Source organism: Methylomonas sp. Kb3 (genome assembly GCF_002834115.1).
Lineage (GTDB): Bacteria > Pseudomonadota > Gammaproteobacteria > Methylococcales > Methylomonadaceae > Methylomonas > Methylomonas defluvii.
In genome coordinates this window covers 129,400-147,270 of sequence record NZ_PIZT01000002.1, presented here as the reverse complement: position 1 = coordinate 147,270, position 17,871 = coordinate 129,400, and the positions used below count along the sequence as shown (strand labels likewise).

Genomic DNA, 17,871 nt, shown 5'->3' with positions numbered 1-17,871 from the left:
TACTGCTGAGCCCCGCCTAAAAAGTCAACAGACATTCATAGTCCCCGGTAATTACGATTCAAAGGCATCACAAGCGCGGCGACATAAGATTCTGAGTTTCAGCCACAAAAAAAGGGCCTTACGGCCCTTTTCGTTGCAAAGTCGAACCGAACTTATTCGCTATCGACTTCTTTCATGCTCAAGCGTACGCGGCCTTGACGGTCGATTTCCAGTACTTTGACTTTAACGACATCGCCTTCCGACAGTTTGTCGCTGACTTTTTCCACACGTTCGTCGGAGATTTGCGAAATATGCACCAAACCGTCCTTGCCCGGCAGAATGGTCACGAACGCACCGAAGTCCATCAAACGCACCACTTTGCCTTCGTAGGTTTTGCCCACTTCGACTTCGGCGGTGATTTCCTCGATCATGCGTCTGGCTTCTTCGCCCGCCGCTCTATCGACAGACGCTACATTGACCACGCCGTCGTCGGTCAAATCAATGCTGGCGCCAGTGGCTTCGGTAATGGCGCGAATAGTCACGCCACCTTTACCGATGACTTCGCGGATTTTAGCCGGATCGATTTTGAAGGTGATAATGCGCGGAGCAAAGTCTGACATTTCGGAACGTGTGCTGGACAAGGCTTTGTTCATCTCACCCAAAATGTGCAGACGGCCTTGTTTGGCTTGTTCCAGCGCAACTTTCATGATTTCGGCGGTGATACCGTCGATCTTGATGTCCATTTGCAACGCGGTGACGCCGTTCTCGGAACCGGCCACTTTAAAGTCCATATCGCCCAAGTGGTCTTCGTCGCCCAGGATGTCGGACAATACTGCAAATTGATCGCCTTCCTTGATCAGACCCATCGCGATACCGGCTACTGGGGCTTTGATCGGCACGCCGGCGTCCATCAAGGCCAAGCTGCTACCGCAGACAGACGCCATGGAGCTGGAACCGTTGGATTCGGTGATTTCCGATACGACGCGCAGGACGTAAGGGAACTCGCCCATGTTCGGCAACACCGATTGCACGCCGCGCTTGGCCAAACGGCCGTGGCCGATTTCACGGCGCTTCGGCGAGCCTGTGCGGCCGGTTTCGCCAACGCTGAACGGTGGGAAGTTGTAATGGAACAGGAAAGTATCTTTATATTCGCCGGCCAGGGCATCGATGATTTGCGCGTCGCGCTCGGTGCCCAAGGTCGCAACAACCAAGGCTTGGGTTTCGCCGCGAGTGAACAGCGCCGAACCGTGGGTTCTGGGTAGCACGCCGGTACGGATCGTGATTGGCCGAACAGTGGTCAGGTCGCGGCCGTCGATACGTTTGCGGTCGTTCAGAATCGCACCGCGCACAACATTGTATTCCAAGGTTTCGATAACGTTGCGGATGTCTTTTTCGCCGTAAAGATCTTCGGCGGTCAATTTTTCGACGACGGCGCTACGGATTGCACTCAGGGTGTCCTGTCTGGCCAGTTTTTCCGGAATTTGATAGGCCGATTTGATTTGCGCTTCGGCTTCAGCGGCAACAGCGGCTTTCAAGGCTTCGTTATCCGCAGGTGCTGTCCAGGTTATTGCCGGTGCAGCTGCTTCCGCAGCAAATTCATTGATCGCATTGATCGCAACCTGCATTTGCTCGTGGCCGAACAATACCGCGCCCAGCATCACGTCTTCCGGTAGCACATCGGCCTCGGACTCTACCATCAATACGGCTTTGGAGGTACCGGCAACCATCAGGCGCAAACGCGACTCCTTCAGTTGCGGCAACGTGGGGTTCAGCACATATTGGCCATCGATATAGCCGATGGTTGCGGCGCCCAGCGGGCCATTAAACGGCAAACCGGACACCGCCAACGCAGCGGACGCACCAATGATGGCCGGCGCTTCGGTATCGATTTCCGGATTCAAGGACAGCACGGTGGCAATGATTTGGACTTCGTTAGTGAAGCCTTCGGGAAACAACGGACGGATCGGACGGTCGATCAGGCGCGAGATCAGCGTTTCGTTTTCGCTTGGGCGGCCTTCGCGTTTGAAAAAGCCGCCAGGAATTTTACCCGCGGCAAAGGCTTTTTCCTGATAATCCACCGTCAGCGGGAAAAAGTCGCCACCGCTGCTTTCTTTTTTGCCGACCACGGTCACCAACAGAGTGGTACCTTCGACATCAATGATTACCGCGCCGTTGGCTTGGCGGGCAATTTCGCCGGTTTCTAAGGTGACGAGACGATCGCCGTACTGAAATTGTTTCCTGATAGGATTCACTATAAGGTTCCTTTGTTTAAAGGTTATGCTAAAAATTTGCCTTAAAGCAGAAACGGCGCCCGATGCGCCGTTTCCAGTTTGTGCTACTTACGAATGCCCAAACGTTCGATCAACGAACGATAACGAGCCACATCTGTGTCTTTCAGGTAATCCAGCAATTTACGGCGTTGGTTTACCATGCGCAGCAAGCCGCGGCGCGAGTGGTTGTCTTTTTTATGGGTCGCAAAATGCGGAGTCAGTTGGTTAATGTTGGCGGTCAACAAAGCAACTTGGACTTCGGTTGAACCTGTATCGGTATCCGACAAACGGTATTCTTCAACAATGGTTTTTTTTTGTTCTGCGGTTAATGACATTCTTAATCCCTATCGATTAATTTTGATTGAATAAAGGCCATCGTTCGATGACCGTGTAGCCGCTATCTCCACAATAGGGTGTAGAAATTTTGCGATTTTTCCCGGAAAATCAAGTTGTTTGATCTTCCAAATGAAATAGTTTTTTCGGCGCTAGTTTACCATCCAATAGAATTTCTCCCAACCCCAAAAAGGCCTGCGGCGAGTATATTCTGACCTGGCCGGCCATACCGCCGTTAAAGGCTATGCGCTGACCAAGCTTGATTTTTTCGGCCTGCTCAGTAGACAAAGATACCTCCGGGATCGCCTTCAGGGGTACATCCAGTTCGATTAAGGTATTCTGCAATTCTGCAAAGCCCATAGCCTGCAACTGCTGCAAAGTATAAGCTTGCTCCAGATCGAACATACCCGCCTTGGTTCTGCGTAACGCAGTTACCGTGCCGCAGGTCCCTAACCTGTGACCAATATCTTCCGCCAGCGAACGAATATAAGTACCCTTAGAGCAAAATACATCCAGCGTCAATTGCCCCAATTCGGCATCGAAATTTAACAGCTGCAATTCATAAATAGTGATGGCCCTGGGCTGACGGTCCACGGTTTTGCCTTCCCTAGCCAACTCGTACAACTTCTTGCCTTGATGCTTGAGCGCCGAATACATAGGCGGCACCTGCTCGATCGGCCCGGTGAAATGCTGCAAACAAGCTTGCAACTGCACGCCATCCAGGGCTGGCACCGGCATTTCGGCGACGATTTTACCTTCGCTATCGCCGGTATCGGTCATCACGCCCAGTTGTATCGTTACCTGATAACGCTTATCGTCATCCAGCATCAATGCCGAGACCTTGGTCGCCTCACCGAAGCACAAGGGTAACAAACCGGTAGCAAGAGGATCCAGCGCCCCGGTATGCCCGGCCTTGTTGGCATTAAATAATCGCCTGACTTCCTGCAAGGCCTGATTGGACGATACGCCTAAACGTTTGTCGAGCAGCACGATGCCGTGCACATCGCGCCCGGACTTACGTTTTGCCATCAATCATCCTGCTGCGGTTTATCGGCCCCAGCTTCCGGCGCAGCAACAGCATCCTTAACTTCGTCGTGATGCAAATCGCCCAGTAACTCGGCGACGCGCATCCCGGTGTCGAATGAGTGATCGTAGTAAAAATGCAGCTCCGAGATATGCCGCAAACGCATGCGCCTAGCCAGCTCATGCCGAATAAACGGCGAAATTTCGTTCAACACCTTCACATTCGCGCGCTTAGCGGCATCATCCTGGGCATCCAACACCGTCACGAATATCTTGGCGACCGCCAAATCCTTGGACAATTCGACGTCGTTAATCGTGACAAAACCTAAGCGGCTGTCATCGACATCACGTTGTAATATCGACGCCAACTCTTTCTGCATTTCCGATGCAACCCGCTGACTGCGGCCGAACTCTCTTGCCATTAGATTTCCCGTCTGACTTCGATACGTTCAAACACTTCGATCTGATCGCCGTTTTGCACATCGTTGTAGTTTTTCACGCCGATACCGCATTCCATACCCATTTTCACTTCATTGACATCGTCTTTGAAGCGGCGCAGGGATTCCAGCTGACCTTCGTAAATCACCACATTGTTGCGCAATACGCGAATCGGCAGGTTGCGTTTGACGAAGCCGTCGATAACCATACAACCGGCCACCGCGCCGAATTTCGGCGAACGGAATACGTCCCTCACTTCGGCCAGACCGACGATTTTTTCCTGGATCTCCGGTGCCAACATACCGCTGATCGCCCGTTTCACCTCGTCGATCGCTTCGTAGATGATGCTGTAGTAATGCAGATCGATGTCTTTTTCTTCGATCAATTTACGAGCCACCGCATCGGCACGCACATTGAAACCGATCAAGATCGCGCTGGAAGCCAATGCCAGGTTAGCATCGCCTTCGTTGATGCCACCAACACCACCATAGATGCATTTGACTTGCACCTCTTCGGTGGACAAGCCTACCAAAGACTCACGCAAGGCTTCCAAACTACCTTGCACGTCGGTTTTGATAACGACGTTAAGCGTGGACGTTTCGCCGGCGGACATCCGCGAGAACACGTCGTCCAATTTTGACGCATGTTGCGCAGCGTGACGGGTGGAGCGTTTGCGATCTTCCCGGTGAGCGGCAAGCTCTCTAGCAACCCGTTCATTCTGAACCACCAGGAATTCATCACCCGCATCCGGGGTACCGGACAAGCCAAGAATCTCCACAGGCATACTAGGCCCAGCCGACTTAATAGCGTGGGCGTTTTCGTCGAACATTGCTCTTATCCGGCCATATTCGTGACCGCAGAGGACGAACTCGCCTTTGCTCAACGTACCTTTTTGAATCAATATCGTCGCCACCGCGCCGCGCCCTCTATCCAGACGCGATTCGATACAAATACCGGAGGCGATGCCATCGACCGGCGCTTTCAATTCCAGCACTTCCGCCTGAACGATCAGCGCTTCGATCAATTCATCAATACCGGTACCCACTTTCGCCGATACCCTCAGGAATTGCACATCGCCGCCCCACTCTTCCGGCACCACATTCAAGTTGGCCAGTTCTTGCATGACACGGTCCGGATTCGCTTCCGGTTTATCGATTTTGTTCAAGGCCACGATGATGGGCACATTCGCGGCGCGCGCATGATCGATGGCCTCTCTGGTTTGCGGCATCACACCGTCGTCAGCAGCCACCACTACGATCACGATGTCGGTTACTTCCGCACCACGTGCCCGCATCGCGGTAAACGCGGCATGGCCTGGCGTATCCAGAAAGGTGACCGCACCGTGGTCGGTTTTAACCTGGTAAGCACCGATGTGTTGGGTAATCCCGCCCGCTTCGCCGGCAGCAACCCGGGTTTTGCGGATGTAATCCAGCAAAGAGGTTTTACCGTGATCAACGTGACCCATAATGGTGACAATAGGCGCTCTCAGCTGAACTTTACGTTCGTCGCTGTCACCTTGCACCTCGGCCAGCATTTCCTGTTCAAAGTCATCCTCGCTCTGCATGATGGCTTTGTGGCCCATTTCCTCAACCAAAATCACCGCCGTTTCTTGGTCGATGGTTTGATTGATCGTGGACATGATGCCCAGCTTCATCAAATGCTTGATAACTTCGGCAGCCTTGATGTTCATTTTTGCAGCCAAATCCGAAACCACGATGGTTTCCGGAATGGTGACGTCATACACAGTCGGCGCCACCGGCTTCTCAAACTTATGTCGAGCCTGATTGACATCGATCTCGAATTCAGGTTTTTCCCGACGCGATGGCGCCTTGCCTTTTTTGCCTTTGCCGCCGCGACGCGCGGCATCACCGCCGCCGCCAATATCACCATCGGTAGACGGGCCGCGGGTGGGCTTGAATTCGGCTTTTTTCTTATGCAGCGTGGTTTGTTGCTGCTTGGCTTCGGCTTTTTGTTTGACTTTTTCTGCGGTTCTTTGCACCGCAGCTTCCAGCCTTTCTTTCTTTTCTTTTTCCAGACGCTGCTCTTCGGTCAGCTCCGGCGCCGCAATCGGCGCGGGTGCTTCAGCCTTAGGAACCAGCTTAGGCTGGGCTTCGGCAACAACCGTCAACGCCTCGGTCACCTGCTGCTCTGCAGCAACCGGTTCCGCACTCACCATCACAGCTGGCGCGGACGCATCAACCGACTGAGCAATTTCCGCGCTAAGCACCACTTGCTCTTCTGAGGCAGACTGAACAGCCATCTGTTCGTGCAATTGCTTACGCTTTTCTTCTTCGATAGCTTGTTGCCGTCTCTGTTCTTCCAAAGCTTGTTTGGCTAATTCGGCCTGTCTTAGTTCGTCGTTTACAGAGGAGGCATCGCTACGCTTGATATAAGTCTTTTGCTTGCGCACCTCGACACTGACGGTTTTCACCGCGGTACCCGGCGGTGAGGATTGCCTTAATTCGGTTTTGGTACTGCGTTTCAAAGTAATGCGTTTGGGGGCGGCGGCTTCCTGATCGGCGTCCGACTTGCCGTGGCGCTTGCGCAAGTGCGCGAGTAATTTGACTTTCTCTTCATCGTTTATCACATCGTCGGGCGCGCTGGCGGTCAAGCCGGCTTCCTTCAATTGTTCTATAAAACGCTCCAAAGGGATGCCAACAACCTCTGCCAATTCCTGTACTGTTTTATCGCTCATAGTATCCTCCTGCCTCAGCCCTTATCCTCTGCGAACCAAGATTCGCGGGCTTTCATGATTAGTTTACCAGCACGCTCCTCGGTCATGCCGGTAAATTCGATAATGTCGTCTATCGCCTGCTCCGCCAAATCGTCCAAGGTCACAATGCCCTTGGCCGCCATTTGGTGCGCCAACTCTTCGTCCATGCCTTCCATCGCCATCAATTCCTCGCTAGGCACGGCGGTTTCAATTTTTTCTTCGGATGCGATAGCACTGATTAACAAAGCATCCTTGGCGCGAGTACGCAAAGCTTCCACCAACTCTTCGTCGAAACCCTCTATTTCCAGCATTTCGTCGACGGGGATGTACGCAATTTCCTCGATGTTATTCAATCCTACATCAACCAAAATGCTGGCGATTTCTTCATCGACATCCAACAACTCCATGAACTGCTGTTTGGATTTGGCTGCAGCTTCGTCGTGGTTTTTATCTACTTGCGCAGCATCTTGAATGTTTAATTCCCAACCGGTCAATTCGGTAGCCAGACGCACGTTTTGGCCGCCACGACCGATGGCTTGCGACAAACTGTCGGTAGCCACCGCCACGTCCATGCTGTGCTTATCTTCATCGACCACGATCGATTGAATTTCGGCCGGCGACATGGCATTAATCACGAATTGCGCGTCGTTGCTGTTCCATAAAATAATATCGACCCGCTCGCCCGCCAATTCATTAGAGATAGCTTGTACCCTGGAGCCACGCATACCGACACAAGCACCAACGGGGTCCAGGCGCGGATCGTTAGCTCTGACGGCGATTTTTGCGCGGGACCCGGGATCCCGAGCCGCTGCCAAAATATCAATCAAACCTTCACCGACTTCCGGCACTTCCAATCGAAACAGCGCAATCAACAATTCCGGCGCGGTGCGGCTAACAAACAATTGCGGACCGCGTGGTTCGGACCGGACGGCTTTCAAATAGCCGCGCACCCGGTCACCCATTCTGACCGGCTCTTTCGGGATCATATCTTCGCGAGCGATGTACGCTTCCACGTGGCCACCCAAATCCAGCTAAACACTGCCTTTCTCCAAGCGTTTGACGACGCCGGTGACCAACTCGCCAACCCGATCCTGATAGGCTTCGACAATTTTCTTACGCTCGGCTTCGCGCACTTTCTGAATAATAACTTGCTTGGCAGTTTGCGCGGCAATCCGGCAAAAATCGACCGATTCGATCTCTTCTTCCACATAGTCGCCAACTTGAATATTGGGATTATCGAATTGCGCAACTTCCAGCAACACCTGCCAGCCCGGATGCTCGACGTCACCATTGATTTCCGGATTAGCATCGACCACCAGCCAACGCCGATAAGTCAGATAGTCGCCGGTATGACGATCAATGGCCACCCGGGCTTTGATCGGATTTTCGTAACGCTTGACAGTCGCCGCTTCCAAAGCGGATTCAATGGCCTGAAAGATAATTTCCTTGTCTATTTCTTTTTCGTTAGCAAAAACATCTGCCACCAATAAAATTTCTTTATTTGCCACTGCGACCTCCTTTATTGATTATGTAATCCGGCACCAAGCGTGCCTTGCTCATTGCCTGAAACGGGATTTTTAACAACTGCTCACCATCCTGTAGCAGAATGGCATCGTCTTCGACCATCTTGATCTGGCCGGTAATTTTGCGGCGTTTATCGATGGGCTTGAATAAGCTCACCAGCACAGTGCTCCCCAAAAAACGTTGAAACTGGCTGAGTTTGAAAAACGGCCGATCCGCACCCGGCGAGGATACTTCCAGATGGTATTCACCTTGAATCGGATCTTCGACATCCAGCACCCCGCTAATCTGGTGGCTAACCTTGGTGCAATCGTCCAGCAATATCCCATTGTCGCTGTCGATATAAATGCGCAACATGCCGTGTGTTGGATGCGGGTTGTACTCTATCCCCACACACTCATAGCCAAGACCTTCCACAATTGGCTCGATCAATTCCACCAAATGTTCAGGAGCCTGTTTCATTAACGCCTCACCTTTTCAAACCCAAAAAAAAAGAGCCTCAGGCTCTTCCATAAACAACCAAAACCCGTGGGCTTCGCGTTTTTCGAAAGCCCACAAAAGAAAAAACCCCTGAAAGGGGCTTTCTTAGCAAAACCACGCCTGAAACAGCATTGAGGAGAACTCACTCGTTTATCGAGACAATAATCTCAAAAAACCACGCTTATCAGGAAACAATTTACCGCCTCGAAAACTGCGGCGAAAAATTAAAAACCGAATTATAACCATATCTTTCAAGGATGTAAATCGACATTCCACGCCACCCTACAAGTACTTGGCTAAATCCTGAAACCTGCACTCTCGACAGAATTGTATTCACACCGAAATTTACAAGGATGACACAGGAGACAGAGCCCACAGGCTCGCTCACCATCGAAATCGCCCAAAGGTATGGCATTGAACCGAGCCGCTATTCGTCAGCTACTTACCGACTGAAACAAAGAAAATCTTGGATTTGAGAGACTCTAGCCGATCAAACGCTATTGCGAGGGGAATATTTGTTCAGATGGTGCCCAGGGACAGAATCGAACTGTCGACACGAGGATTTTCAGTCCTCTGCTCTACCGACTGAGCTACCTGGGCAGCGACTTAACCTAAAACCAGAATGGTGCCCAGGGACAGAATCGAACTGTCGACACGAGGATTTTCAGTCCTCTGCTCTACCGACTGAGCTACCTGGGCGTCAAGAGCCGCGCATTAAACTAGGTTACAAACAATTAGTCAAGGAAAATACCACCAATCCCGGCTAACTGGACAGCAGGCGGTGATGTATGCAATTCTTCCGCACCGCAAATTCCTGACATTTTTAGCGCCAAATATCAGACTTTGCAGACACAAACCCCATTTAAACAACCCAAGCAACCGAGACCGTTTATGCAAGCTTTCACCGACATCCGCGCCCTAATCATAGACATGGATGGCGTACTTTGGCACGGCGACCGAGCTCAAGCAGGACTTGTTGAGTTTTTTCAGACCTTACGCGACCTAGAGTTGCCTTTCATCCTGGCTACCAATAACGCCAGCCTGACAGCGGAACAGTATGTCGATAAGCTGGCAAAAATGGGTGTAACGGTAACGTTGAATGAGATTCTGACTTCGGGCATGGCCACAGCGCTATATTTGTCCGAACGCTACGATCCTCAGACTACTCGCGTATTTGTAATCGGCGGCATTGGTGCCCGCCAGCCTCTATTGGATTTGGGATTTAAACTTACCGGAATTTACGAGACCGAGCCCGAACAGCGCGCGCATCTGGTTGTTTGCGGCATGGACAGAGAATTAAGCTGGGACAAACTGGCCACCGCCACTCTGAATCTACGAGCCGGCGCGCACTTCATCGGCACCAACGGCGACCTTTCGCTACCGACCGAACGCGGCGAAACCCACGGCAACGGCGCCATTCTGGCAGGCTTGACAGCTTCCACCGGCATCAAACCAATGATTATCGGCAAGCCGGAGCCTATCATTTACCGACAAGCATTGAGCCTGCTAAATGTCGACCCAGCCTATACTGTCGCCATCGGCGACCGGCTGGATACCGACATTCTCGGCGCAGTGCGCACCGGTATCCGCAGCCTGATGGTACTCAGCGGCGTATCCACCGAACAAGACGTCGCTGCAGCGGATTTCGGTCCAACCTGGATTATGCCGGACATACGCGACATCACCGAAAGCTTGCGCCACAGCAAACTCTAAGCTCATTCCACACCCTAACAGCGGAGGCGAATCATGAAAAAATTTATCGACAGCCCGGACACCTTACTGCAAACCAGCCTGCAGGGCTTTGCCAAAGCCCATGCCGACATCGTGCAATTCAATCCTGAGCCGCGATTTGTATATCGCAACGTGCGTAAAACCGGCAAAGTCGCGCTGATTTCCGGCGGCGGCTCAGGCCATGAACCGCTGCACAGCGGCTTCGTAGGTGTCGGCATGCTGGATGCCGCCTGCCCTGGCCAAGTGTTCACCTCGCCAACCCCGGACCAGATGCTGGCCGCGGCGCAAGCCATGGACGGCGGCGCTGGCGCGTTATTCATCGTTAAAAATTACGCTGGCGATGTCATGAATTTTGAAATGGCCGCCGAGATGCTGGACCTGCCCAACGCCAGCATTTTGATTGACGACGATATTTCCTTACCCAAAACCCACAGCATAGGCCGTAGAGGTGTGGCCGGCACCACCATCGTCGAGAAAATCGTCGGCGCCGCCGCCGAATCCGGCGCTGACTTAGCCACCTGCAAGGCACTGGGCGAACGGGTCAATCAAGCAACCGCTTCGATGGGTGTCGCCTTGACCAGTTGTACGGTGCCGGCCTTGGGCCATCCAACTTTTGCTATTGCCGACGACGAAATCGAGTTAGGTGTCGGCATCCACGGCGAACGCGGCCGCGAGACAAAGAAGCTGGTGAGCGCCAGCGAAATTGTCGACCAATTAGCCGGACATATTTTCGACGAATTGCAACCGGCCGCCGGTCAAGCCGTGTTGCTGCATGTGAACGGCTTCGGCGCCACACCATTGATAGAGCTACATTTGATTTACGAATTGGCCTGGCAATATTTCAGCGAACGCGGCGTGATCGTCCAGCGCTCTCTGGTAGGCAACTTTACTACGTCACTGGATATGGCAGGTTGTTCGCTAACGCTGACGCTGCTGGACGAAGAAATGCTGGGTTTTTGGGATGCGCCGGTGAATACCGCTGCGTTGCGCTGGGGTTGTTGAAGCAAGCAACAATCTAAGCGGCTTGCGCCTGGGCGTTTTTCAACACCTCGGCAATCGCCGCGATCATCAACTGCGCAGTCTTGGCACCGGCATCGATATGGCCCTTGCTGCGCTCGCCCAGAAACGAGGCTCGGCCCTTGGTGGCCAGCATGTCCCGAGTCGCTTCCACGCCTTCTGCCGCCACCAGGCTTAGGCTATCCAGAATCTCGGCCAGCGGCTTACCCGCAGCCGCATGCTCCCGCAACTCCTTGGCGACCGGCCCTAGCACATCCAGCATAGTCTTCTCACCAACATCAGACTTGCCGCGTTGCTTCACAGCCTCGACTGCCTGCAAAAATGCATCAGAAAACCCAGCAAGATCGATAAGCTTGTCCTTAGCATTCTTTGCCAGCGCGATAAACAAAGTCGCGTACAAAGATCCGGACGCACCACCGACAGCAGCCATCACCGTCATACCAATTTTCTGCCACGCAGCAACCCAGTCGAGTGTCGCTATCTCGCCGGCATGCTCGCGTAAGGCCTGCAAACCACGCTGTAAATTAAACACATGGTCGCCGTCGCCTATCGCTTGATCCAGTTCGGTTACTTCTTCGGCATGCGCATCAATGGTCTCAATCAACGCTTGAATCAATTCCGGAAACAAAGATGGGGTCAATGACATGCCGCCTCCGCGCAACAAAACAATAAGTTTGCTGAGCATAGCTAAAACGCCCTATTACTGTCCAGCCATACACATTCGCAGACACACTGTGCTAGAGAACATTTGGCAAATTCTCAGCTTCCGCCGAACCAATGACGGCCGAGATAGCTGAATGACTGACGATTTATCTATTTTCCAGCGCCAACGCATCCAGAAACGGCAACTCCGTATCCGCGTCATACACGCTGAAGTGATATTTATCCTTCAAATATTCCAAAAGCCAAGCGTTGGTGTCGGCTCTGCGCTGCCCGGCAGCCTCGTTCATTTGTTGCAAGCGCTGACGCACCGCGTGTTGCGGCAATAACAACAGCTCAATATCGGCCATTGATACGAATTTTTCCGGATCGGGGTTCTTGCCGTTAAAAATCTTGAATAGCTGATGCTTTTTTAAGCCCAAATGCGTGTTGAGCTCGTCCTTAAACTCGATGAATAACGGTAACAAATCGCTACCGACACACGAGTCTTCATGCAGCTTGTGTAACCGATTCAGCAAATGGTAGACCGCAAACCGGTACAATTCCGACTCACGCACAAACAGCCGAGCGGCCATGGCACGCACGGCAATCCGGTCGGAATTGTTCAACCGAATCGAAACGATGTGCTTTTTATCGTCTAAAAGATGTTCGTTGTCGTTCAACGCAAGTCCTTTGTGAGTAATCGCCGGCAAACTCAAACCGGTCGAAACAACTTAATTTGCGAGAATTTAAAGCATCAATGTTACAGATTTATAACAAACGCCCAGACACGCGAAAATTTCGGGCAAATCGCTCCACTATTGCTACGGACATCCGGCAAAACACTGGATTTTGAGGAAAAGTATTTATTGCGTACGCGGGATGAAAAAAATATAATCGCGCGCTTTTTTCGAGCGAATAGCGTTTTTCAAAACACTTTCAGAGTCTTAGCACAATGACCAGTCACATCATGCCTACCTATGCCCGCCAGTCGGTCACTTTTACACGCGGCGAAGGCGCGTGGTTGTGGGATACCGATGGACGCCGCTATCTCGACTCGGTGGCCGGCATTGCCGTGTGCAACCTCGGCCACGCCCATCCGGCCGTGCATGAAGCGCTCTGCCGGCAAAGCAAAACCTTGCTGCATACCTCCAATCTTTACGGCGTAGAGTTGCAGTCGCAACTGGCGGATAGACTGATCGGGCTAAGCGGCATGGATAATGTGTTTTTCAGCAATTCCGGCGCCGAAGCCAACGAAGCGGCGATAAAAATCGCCCGCAAATACGGCCACCAGCAAGGCGTTGAAAGCCCAGTAGTGTTGACCATGGAAAAAAGCTTCCATGGCCGGACTATGGGCACGCTGAGCGCCACCGGCAACACCAAGATCAAGCAAGGCTTCGCGCCGCTGTTGGCCGGGTTTACCCATGTGCCGTACAACGACATGCCGGCTATCGAAGCAGCTCTCGCCGCCGATAAAAACATCGTCGCGATCCTGGTTGAACCGGTGCAAGGCGAAGGCGGGGTGAATATTCCGGCGGCGGATTACTTAAACCAAATTCGCGCACTATGTGATCGGCACAATCTGCTGATGATGCTGGATGAAATTCAAACCGGCGCCGGCCGTACCGGGCGCTTTCTGGCTTATCAACATAACGGCATCCTGCCGGATGTATGTACGATGGCTAAAGCCTTGGGTAACGGCGTGCCGATTGGCGCTTGCCTGGCGCGCGGCAAAGCAGCAGACGTGTTACAAGCCGGCAATCACGGCTCGACGTTTGGCGGCAATCCACTGGCGTGCAGCGCGGCCTTAGCGGTACTGGAAACTTTATCAACCAGCACCTTGATCGCCGATGCGCAATCAAAAGGAGAACAAATTTGCCAGCGCTTCAAAAACGCACTGGCAGACACCCCGCATATCGTCGATATTCGCCATAAAGGTTTGATGATAGGCATTGAACTGGATCGGCCTTGCGGCGAATTGGTCGGAAAAGCCTTGGCGGAAGGCTTATTGATCAACGTCACTGCCGACAACACTATCCGTTTGCTGCCGCCGCTAATCATCGACGACGCGCAAATATCAACGCTGACAGACACCCTGACAGCGCTCATTCAGGCATTTTGCAGACAATAACCATGCAACCCAGACACTTCATCAGTCTGCTGGATTTGTCCAGCGCCGAACTACACAACCTGATTCAACGGGCCATTCAGCTCAAATTGCATCGCACCCCGGACTATCAGCCCTTCAAAGGTAAAGTGCTGGCGATGATTTTCGAAAAATCCTCGACCCGCACCCGTATCTCCTTCGAAGCAGGCATGGCCCAATTCGGCGGCAGCGCCCTGTTTCTATCACCCAGAGACACGCAACTCGGCCGCGGCGAACCCCTGGAAGATAGCGCCAAGGTGATCTCCAGCATGGTGGACTGTATTATGCTGCGCACCAACAATCACGAAACGGTCACCACCTTTGCCAAGCACTCGCGAGTACCCGTCATCAACGGCCTGACCGATTTGCTGCACCCGTGTCAATTGCTGGCCGATATGCAAACCTATTTCGAACTGCGCGGCGACATCGCCGGCAAAACCGTAGCCTGGATCGGCGACGGCAATAATATGTGCCATTCCTATATCAATGCGGCTCGCCAATTCGACTTTAAATTGAACATCGCCTGCCCTGTCGATTACCGACCGCAGCAAAGTATCGTCGATGCCGCCGGACATAGAGTGGCGTTTTTCAATACGCCGGAGCAAGCGGCACAGCAAGCCGATTTAGTGGTGACGGACGTCTGGGCCAGCATGGGACAGGAAGAGGAACAAAAAAAACGCGAATTCGTATTTAAGGATTTTCAGGTCAACAGCAAAACCATGGCTGCCGCCAAAACCGATGCGCTGTTCATGCACTGCCTGCCGGCACATCGCGGCGAAGAAGTGACAGCCGAGGTCATCGACGGCCCACAAAGCGTGATATTTCCGGAAGCCGAGAATCGCCTGCACGCTCAGAAAGCGCTACTGGAATTTCTCATCTGCCGATAATTTCGCTAGAATCGCCGCTTTCTTTACGCCGAACGAAGAGTGATACTGTGAAAAAAACTTTTGCCTACCTGTTTGCCTGTCTGCTGATTAGCCCGCTTGCCATGGCAAGAACCGCCTACGTCACCGACAAAGTCGAGGTGCCATTACGTAGCGGCGAAAGCGAGCGCACCAAGATAGTCAAAATGTTGGAAAACGGCATCCCAGTCAGCGTATTGCAAGAAAGTACCGAAAACGGCTATACCTATATACAAACCAGCAGCGGCGCGGAGGGATTCATTCTCAGCCGCTACCTGACCGGCGAACCCAGCGCCCGCAATCAACTGGAAGCCGTCAGCAAAAAACTCGAAGCGCTGCAGGAAGAAAACAAACAACTTAAAGCCGGACAAGCCAACAGCCAGGAAATTGGCAAAGAACGCGATAAGCTCAGCGCCGACCTTAGCGAACTTCAGCAAACCGCCGCCAATGCGATACAACTCAAACAACAGCGCGACCAATTGCAGGAGCGCGTCATCTCCGTCGAGCGCGAACTACAACAATTAAAACGCGAAAATCAGGCATTGACCGACAGCAGTAACCAGGACTGGTTTTTGTACGGCGGCGGCTTGGCTTTATTCGGCGTATTGCTGGGCTTTATTCTGCCCAAACTCAGCTGGCGCCGCCGTTCCAGCGGCTGGGATAGTTTTTAGTTTTAAACGAATTAGCCGCAGGACCGCCCTGCTTCAAATGACGCCCTTTCCCGCGGCAGTTTAAGCGCCGCTTTTGCTTTCATCTGGAATCACCATGCCTGCATACCGTTCTCATACCACCACTCAAGGCCGCAATATGGCTGGCGCGCGCGCATTGTGGCGCGCCACCGGCATGAAAGACGGCGATTTCAATAAACCGATTATCGCAGTAGCCAATTCTTTCACTCAGTTCGTGCCGGGCCACGTACATTTAAAAGATCTTGGCCAATTGGTGGCGCGCGAGATTGAACTGGCCGGCGGCGTCGCCAAGGAATTCAACACCATCGCGGTTGACGACGGCATTGCCATGGGTCACGACGGCATGTTGTATAGCCTGCCCAGCCGCGATTTGATTGCCGACAGCGTCGAGTACATGGTCAATGCGCATTGCGCCGATGCGATTGTCTGTATATCCAACTGCGACAAAATCACCCCAGGCATGTTGATGGCGGCTATGCGCATCAATATTCCGGTGATCTTTGTCTCCGGCGGCCCGATGGAAGCCGGTAAAGTACGGTTGGCGGAAAGCGCGGACATCAAGAGGCTGGATTTGGTGGACGCCATGGTCATGGCGGCAGACAGCAAAGTATCCGACACCGATCTAGCGGCTGTCGAACGCTCTGCCTGCCCGACTTGCGGCTCGTGCTCCGGCATGTTCACCGCCAATTCGATGAACTGCCTGACCGAAGCGCTGGGCTTGTCGTTGCCGGGCAACGGTACCATGTTAGCCACCCATGCCGATCGCGAACAATTGTTCAAACAAGCCGGCCGCCGTATCGTCGAACTGGCCAAACAATATTACGAGCAAAATGACTCATCGGTACTACCGCGTGCGGTGGGTTTTAAAGCCTTTGAAAATGCGATTGCGCTGGACATCGCGATGGGCGGCTCAACGAACACCATCTTGCATCTGCTGGCTATTGCTCAAGAAGCCGGCATCGATTTCACCATGGCGGATATTGATCGCATGTCGCGCGTTGTGCCGCAATTGTGCAAGGTCGCGCCTAACACCGACAAATATCATATCGAAGACGTGCATCGCGCCGGCGGCATCATGGCAATTCTGGCCGAACTGAACCGAGCTGGCCGCTTGCACACCGATGTACCCACCGTGCACGCCAAACCTCTCGGCGATGCCCTGACACAATGGGACATTACCGCCAACCCCGACGATGCCGTAAAAACTTTTTATATGGCTGGCCCCGCCGGTATTCCGACTCAGGTAGCGTTTAGTCAGAACACCCGTTGGCCCAGCCTGGACACTGATCGCGCCGAAGGCTGTATCCGCTCCATTGACCATGCCTTCAGCCAGGAAGGCGGGTTGGCGGTATTGCACGGCAATATCGCAGTGGATGGTTGCGTGATCAAAACAGCAGGTGTCGATGACAGCCTGCTGGTCTTTGAAGGCAACGCCCATGTGGTCGAATCGCAAGACGAAGCCGTAGAAAACATCCTCAATAACAAAGTCAAAGCCGGCGATGTGGTAGTGGTGCGTTACGAAGGCCCCAAAGGCGGACCCGGCATGCAGGAAATGCTGTATCCGACCAGCTACATCAAATCCAAGGGTTTGGGCAAAGCCTGCGCGCTATTGACCGACGGCCGTTTTTCCGGCGGCACCTCCGGTTTGTCGATTGGCCACTGCTCACCGGAAGCGGCGGCAGGCGGCGCGATTGGCTTGGTGAAAAATGGCGACCGTATCCGCATCGACATTCCTAATCGCACCATCAACGTCTTGCTTAGTGACGAGGAACTGGCTCAACGCCGCGCCGAACAGGACAAATTGGGCTGGAAACCCGCCAAGCCGCGCCCACGCAAAGTGTCAGTGGCGCTGAAAGCCTATGCTTTTTTTGCCACATCCGCCGACAAGGGTGCGGTGCGGGATTTGTCCAGACTCGAAGATCAGTAAGTTGACGATGCCGCATAAAGGCTTGATGATTTTAGCCACTAAAACACCATCAAGTCTTCAACT

The 17,871-nt window shown here is 53.0% G+C and carries 14 protein-coding genes, 2 tRNA genes and 1 pseudogene; 6 read left to right on the top strand and 11 right to left on the bottom strand.

Translation table 11 applies throughout. From position 1 onward, the window contains the following. Positions 1-152 precede the first annotated feature (152 nt). From pnp to CWO84_RS01515, 9 genes and pseudogenes are all read right to left on the bottom strand, one after another. Positions 153-2,234, bottom strand: coding sequence for a polyribonucleotide nucleotidyltransferase (gene pnp / locus CWO84_RS01555; protein WP_201799041.1), 2,082 nt, complete (start codon positions 2,232-2,234; stop codon positions 153-155). Between the two features lie 80 nt (positions 2,235-2,314). Next, positions 2,315-2,584: a 30S ribosomal protein S15 gene (gene rpsO, locus CWO84_RS01550; protein ID WP_033157374.1), complete on the bottom strand. Its 270-nt coding sequence runs from the start codon at positions 2,582-2,584 to the stop codon at positions 2,315-2,317. Positions 2,585-2,693: 109 nt separating this feature from the next. Beyond that, positions 2,694-3,611: a tRNA pseudouridine(55) synthase TruB gene (gene truB, locus CWO84_RS01545; protein ID WP_101051577.1), complete on the bottom strand. Its 918-nt coding sequence runs from the start codon at positions 3,609-3,611 to the stop codon at positions 2,694-2,696. Continuing rightward, a complete protein-coding gene (gene rbfA, locus CWO84_RS01540; protein WP_101051576.1) occupies positions 3,611-4,027 on the bottom strand; it encodes a 30S ribosome-binding factor RbfA in 417 nt (138 codons plus the stop codon). The genes truB and rbfA overlap by 1 nt, the downstream gene beginning before the upstream one ends. Continuing rightward, on the bottom strand, positions 4,027-6,738 hold the full coding sequence (gene infB / locus CWO84_RS01535; protein WP_101051575.1) for a translation initiation factor IF-2: 2,712 nt from the start codon (positions 6,736-6,738) through the stop codon (positions 4,027-4,029). Before infB ends, rbfA begins: the two co-directional genes overlap by 1 nt. A 14-nt stretch (positions 6,739-6,752) precedes the next feature. Continuing rightward, positions 6,753-8,264, bottom strand: a pseudogene (nusA, locus tag CWO84_RS01530) (transcription termination factor NusA). Then, entirely contained in the window at positions 8,254-8,739 is a 486-nt protein-coding gene (gene rimP / locus CWO84_RS01525) for a ribosome maturation factor RimP (protein ID WP_033157369.1), read from the bottom strand. The pseudogene nusA and the gene rimP overlap by 11 nt, the downstream one beginning before the upstream one ends. A gap of 542 nt (positions 8,740-9,281) precedes the next feature. Then, a tRNA-Phe gene (locus CWO84_RS01520) sits at positions 9,282-9,357 on the bottom strand. Positions 9,358-9,380: 23 nt separating this feature from the next. Further along, a tRNA-Phe gene (locus CWO84_RS01515) sits at positions 9,381-9,456 on the bottom strand. Positions 9,457-9,648: 192 nt separating this feature from the next. Here CWO84_RS01515 and CWO84_RS01510 point away from each other — a divergent pair. Both CWO84_RS01510 and dhaK read left to right on the top strand, forming a co-directional pair. Further along, on the top strand, positions 9,649-10,470 hold the full coding sequence (locus CWO84_RS01510; protein WP_033157368.1) for an HAD-IIA family hydrolase: 822 nt from the start codon (positions 9,649-9,651) through the stop codon (positions 10,468-10,470). Positions 10,471-10,503: 33 nt separating this feature from the next. Next, positions 10,504-11,490, top strand: a complete 987-nt coding sequence (dhaK, locus tag CWO84_RS01505) for a dihydroxyacetone kinase subunit DhaK (protein ID WP_033157367.1) — start codon at positions 10,504-10,506, stop codon at positions 11,488-11,490. A gap of 13 nt (positions 11,491-11,503) precedes the next feature. Here dhaK and dhaL read toward each other — a convergent pair whose 3' ends face one another. Continuing rightward, positions 11,504-12,151: a dihydroxyacetone kinase subunit DhaL gene (gene dhaL, locus CWO84_RS01500; RefSeq protein ID WP_033157470.1), complete on the bottom strand. Its 648-nt coding sequence runs from the start codon at positions 12,149-12,151 to the stop codon at positions 11,504-11,506. 163 nt (positions 12,152-12,314) lie between these two features. Then, positions 12,315-12,827 carry a hypothetical protein gene (locus CWO84_RS01495; RefSeq protein WP_225893059.1) on the bottom strand — a complete coding sequence of 171 codons (513 nt, stop codon included), beginning with the start codon at positions 12,825-12,827 and terminating at the stop codon, positions 12,315-12,317. Positions 12,828-13,099: 272 nt separating this feature from the next. Between CWO84_RS01495 and CWO84_RS01490 the strand changes: the two genes are divergently transcribed. The 4 genes from CWO84_RS01490 (at position 13,100) to ilvD (ending at position 17,808) form a co-directional block, all read left to right on the top strand. After that, a complete protein-coding gene (locus CWO84_RS01490) occupies positions 13,100-14,275 on the top strand; it encodes an acetylornithine transaminase (protein ID WP_033157365.1) in 1,176 nt (391 codons plus the stop codon). 2 nt (positions 14,276-14,277) lie between these two features. Further along, the gene (gene argF, locus CWO84_RS01485) at positions 14,278-15,177 is read left to right on the top strand and encodes an ornithine carbamoyltransferase (RefSeq protein WP_033157364.1); all 900 of its coding nucleotides are present in this window, start codon (positions 14,278-14,280) and stop codon (positions 15,175-15,177) included. Between the two features lie 47 nt (positions 15,178-15,224). Continuing rightward, complete coding sequence (locus CWO84_RS01480; protein ID WP_084153328.1) at positions 15,225-15,863, top strand: TIGR04211 family SH3 domain-containing protein; 639 nt, start codon at positions 15,225-15,227, stop codon at positions 15,861-15,863. 94 nt (positions 15,864-15,957) lie between these two features. Then, positions 15,958-17,808, top strand: a complete 1,851-nt coding sequence (gene ilvD, locus CWO84_RS01475) for a dihydroxy-acid dehydratase (protein WP_101051574.1) — start codon at positions 15,958-15,960, stop codon at positions 17,806-17,808. Positions 17,809-17,871 lie beyond the last annotated feature (63 nt).

What these genes read in the sequence shown, in the direction of transcription:
- rimP (WP_033157369.1), bottom strand. Translation starts at nt 8,739, where the DNA reads ATGAAACAGGCTCCTGAACATTTGGTGGAATTGATCGAGCCAATTGTG.
- argF (WP_033157364.1), top strand. Translation starts at nt 14,278, where the DNA reads ATGCAACCCAGACACTTCATCAGTCTGCTGGATTTGTCCAGCGCCGAA.
- rbfA (WP_101051576.1), bottom strand. Translation starts at nt 4,027, where the DNA reads ATGGCAAGAGAGTTCGGCCGCAGTCAGCGGGTTGCATCGGAAATGCAG.
- truB (WP_101051577.1), bottom strand. Translation starts at nt 3,611, where the DNA reads ATGGCAAAACGTAAGTCCGGGCGCGATGTGCACGGCATCGTGCTGCTC.
- CWO84_RS01510 (WP_033157368.1), top strand. Translation starts at nt 9,649, where the DNA reads ATGCAAGCTTTCACCGACATCCGCGCCCTAATCATAGACATGGATGGC.
- dhaK (WP_033157367.1), top strand. Translation starts at nt 10,504, where the DNA reads ATGAAAAAATTTATCGACAGCCCGGACACCTTACTGCAAACCAGCCTG.
- infB (WP_101051575.1), bottom strand. Translation starts at nt 6,738, where the DNA reads ATGAGCGATAAAACAGTACAGGAATTGGCAGAGGTTGTTGGCATCCCT.
- CWO84_RS01490 (WP_033157365.1), top strand. Translation starts at nt 13,100, where the DNA reads ATGACCAGTCACATCATGCCTACCTATGCCCGCCAGTCGGTCACTTTT.
- dhaL (WP_033157470.1), bottom strand. Translation starts at nt 12,151, where the DNA reads ATGTCATTGACCCCATCTTTGTTTCCGGAATTGATTCAAGCGTTGATT.
- rpsO (WP_033157374.1), bottom strand. Translation starts at nt 2,584, where the DNA reads ATGTCATTAACCGCAGAACAAAAAAAAACCATTGTTGAAGAATACCGT.
- ilvD (WP_101051574.1), top strand. Translation starts at nt 15,958, where the DNA reads ATGCCTGCATACCGTTCTCATACCACCACTCAAGGCCGCAATATGGCT.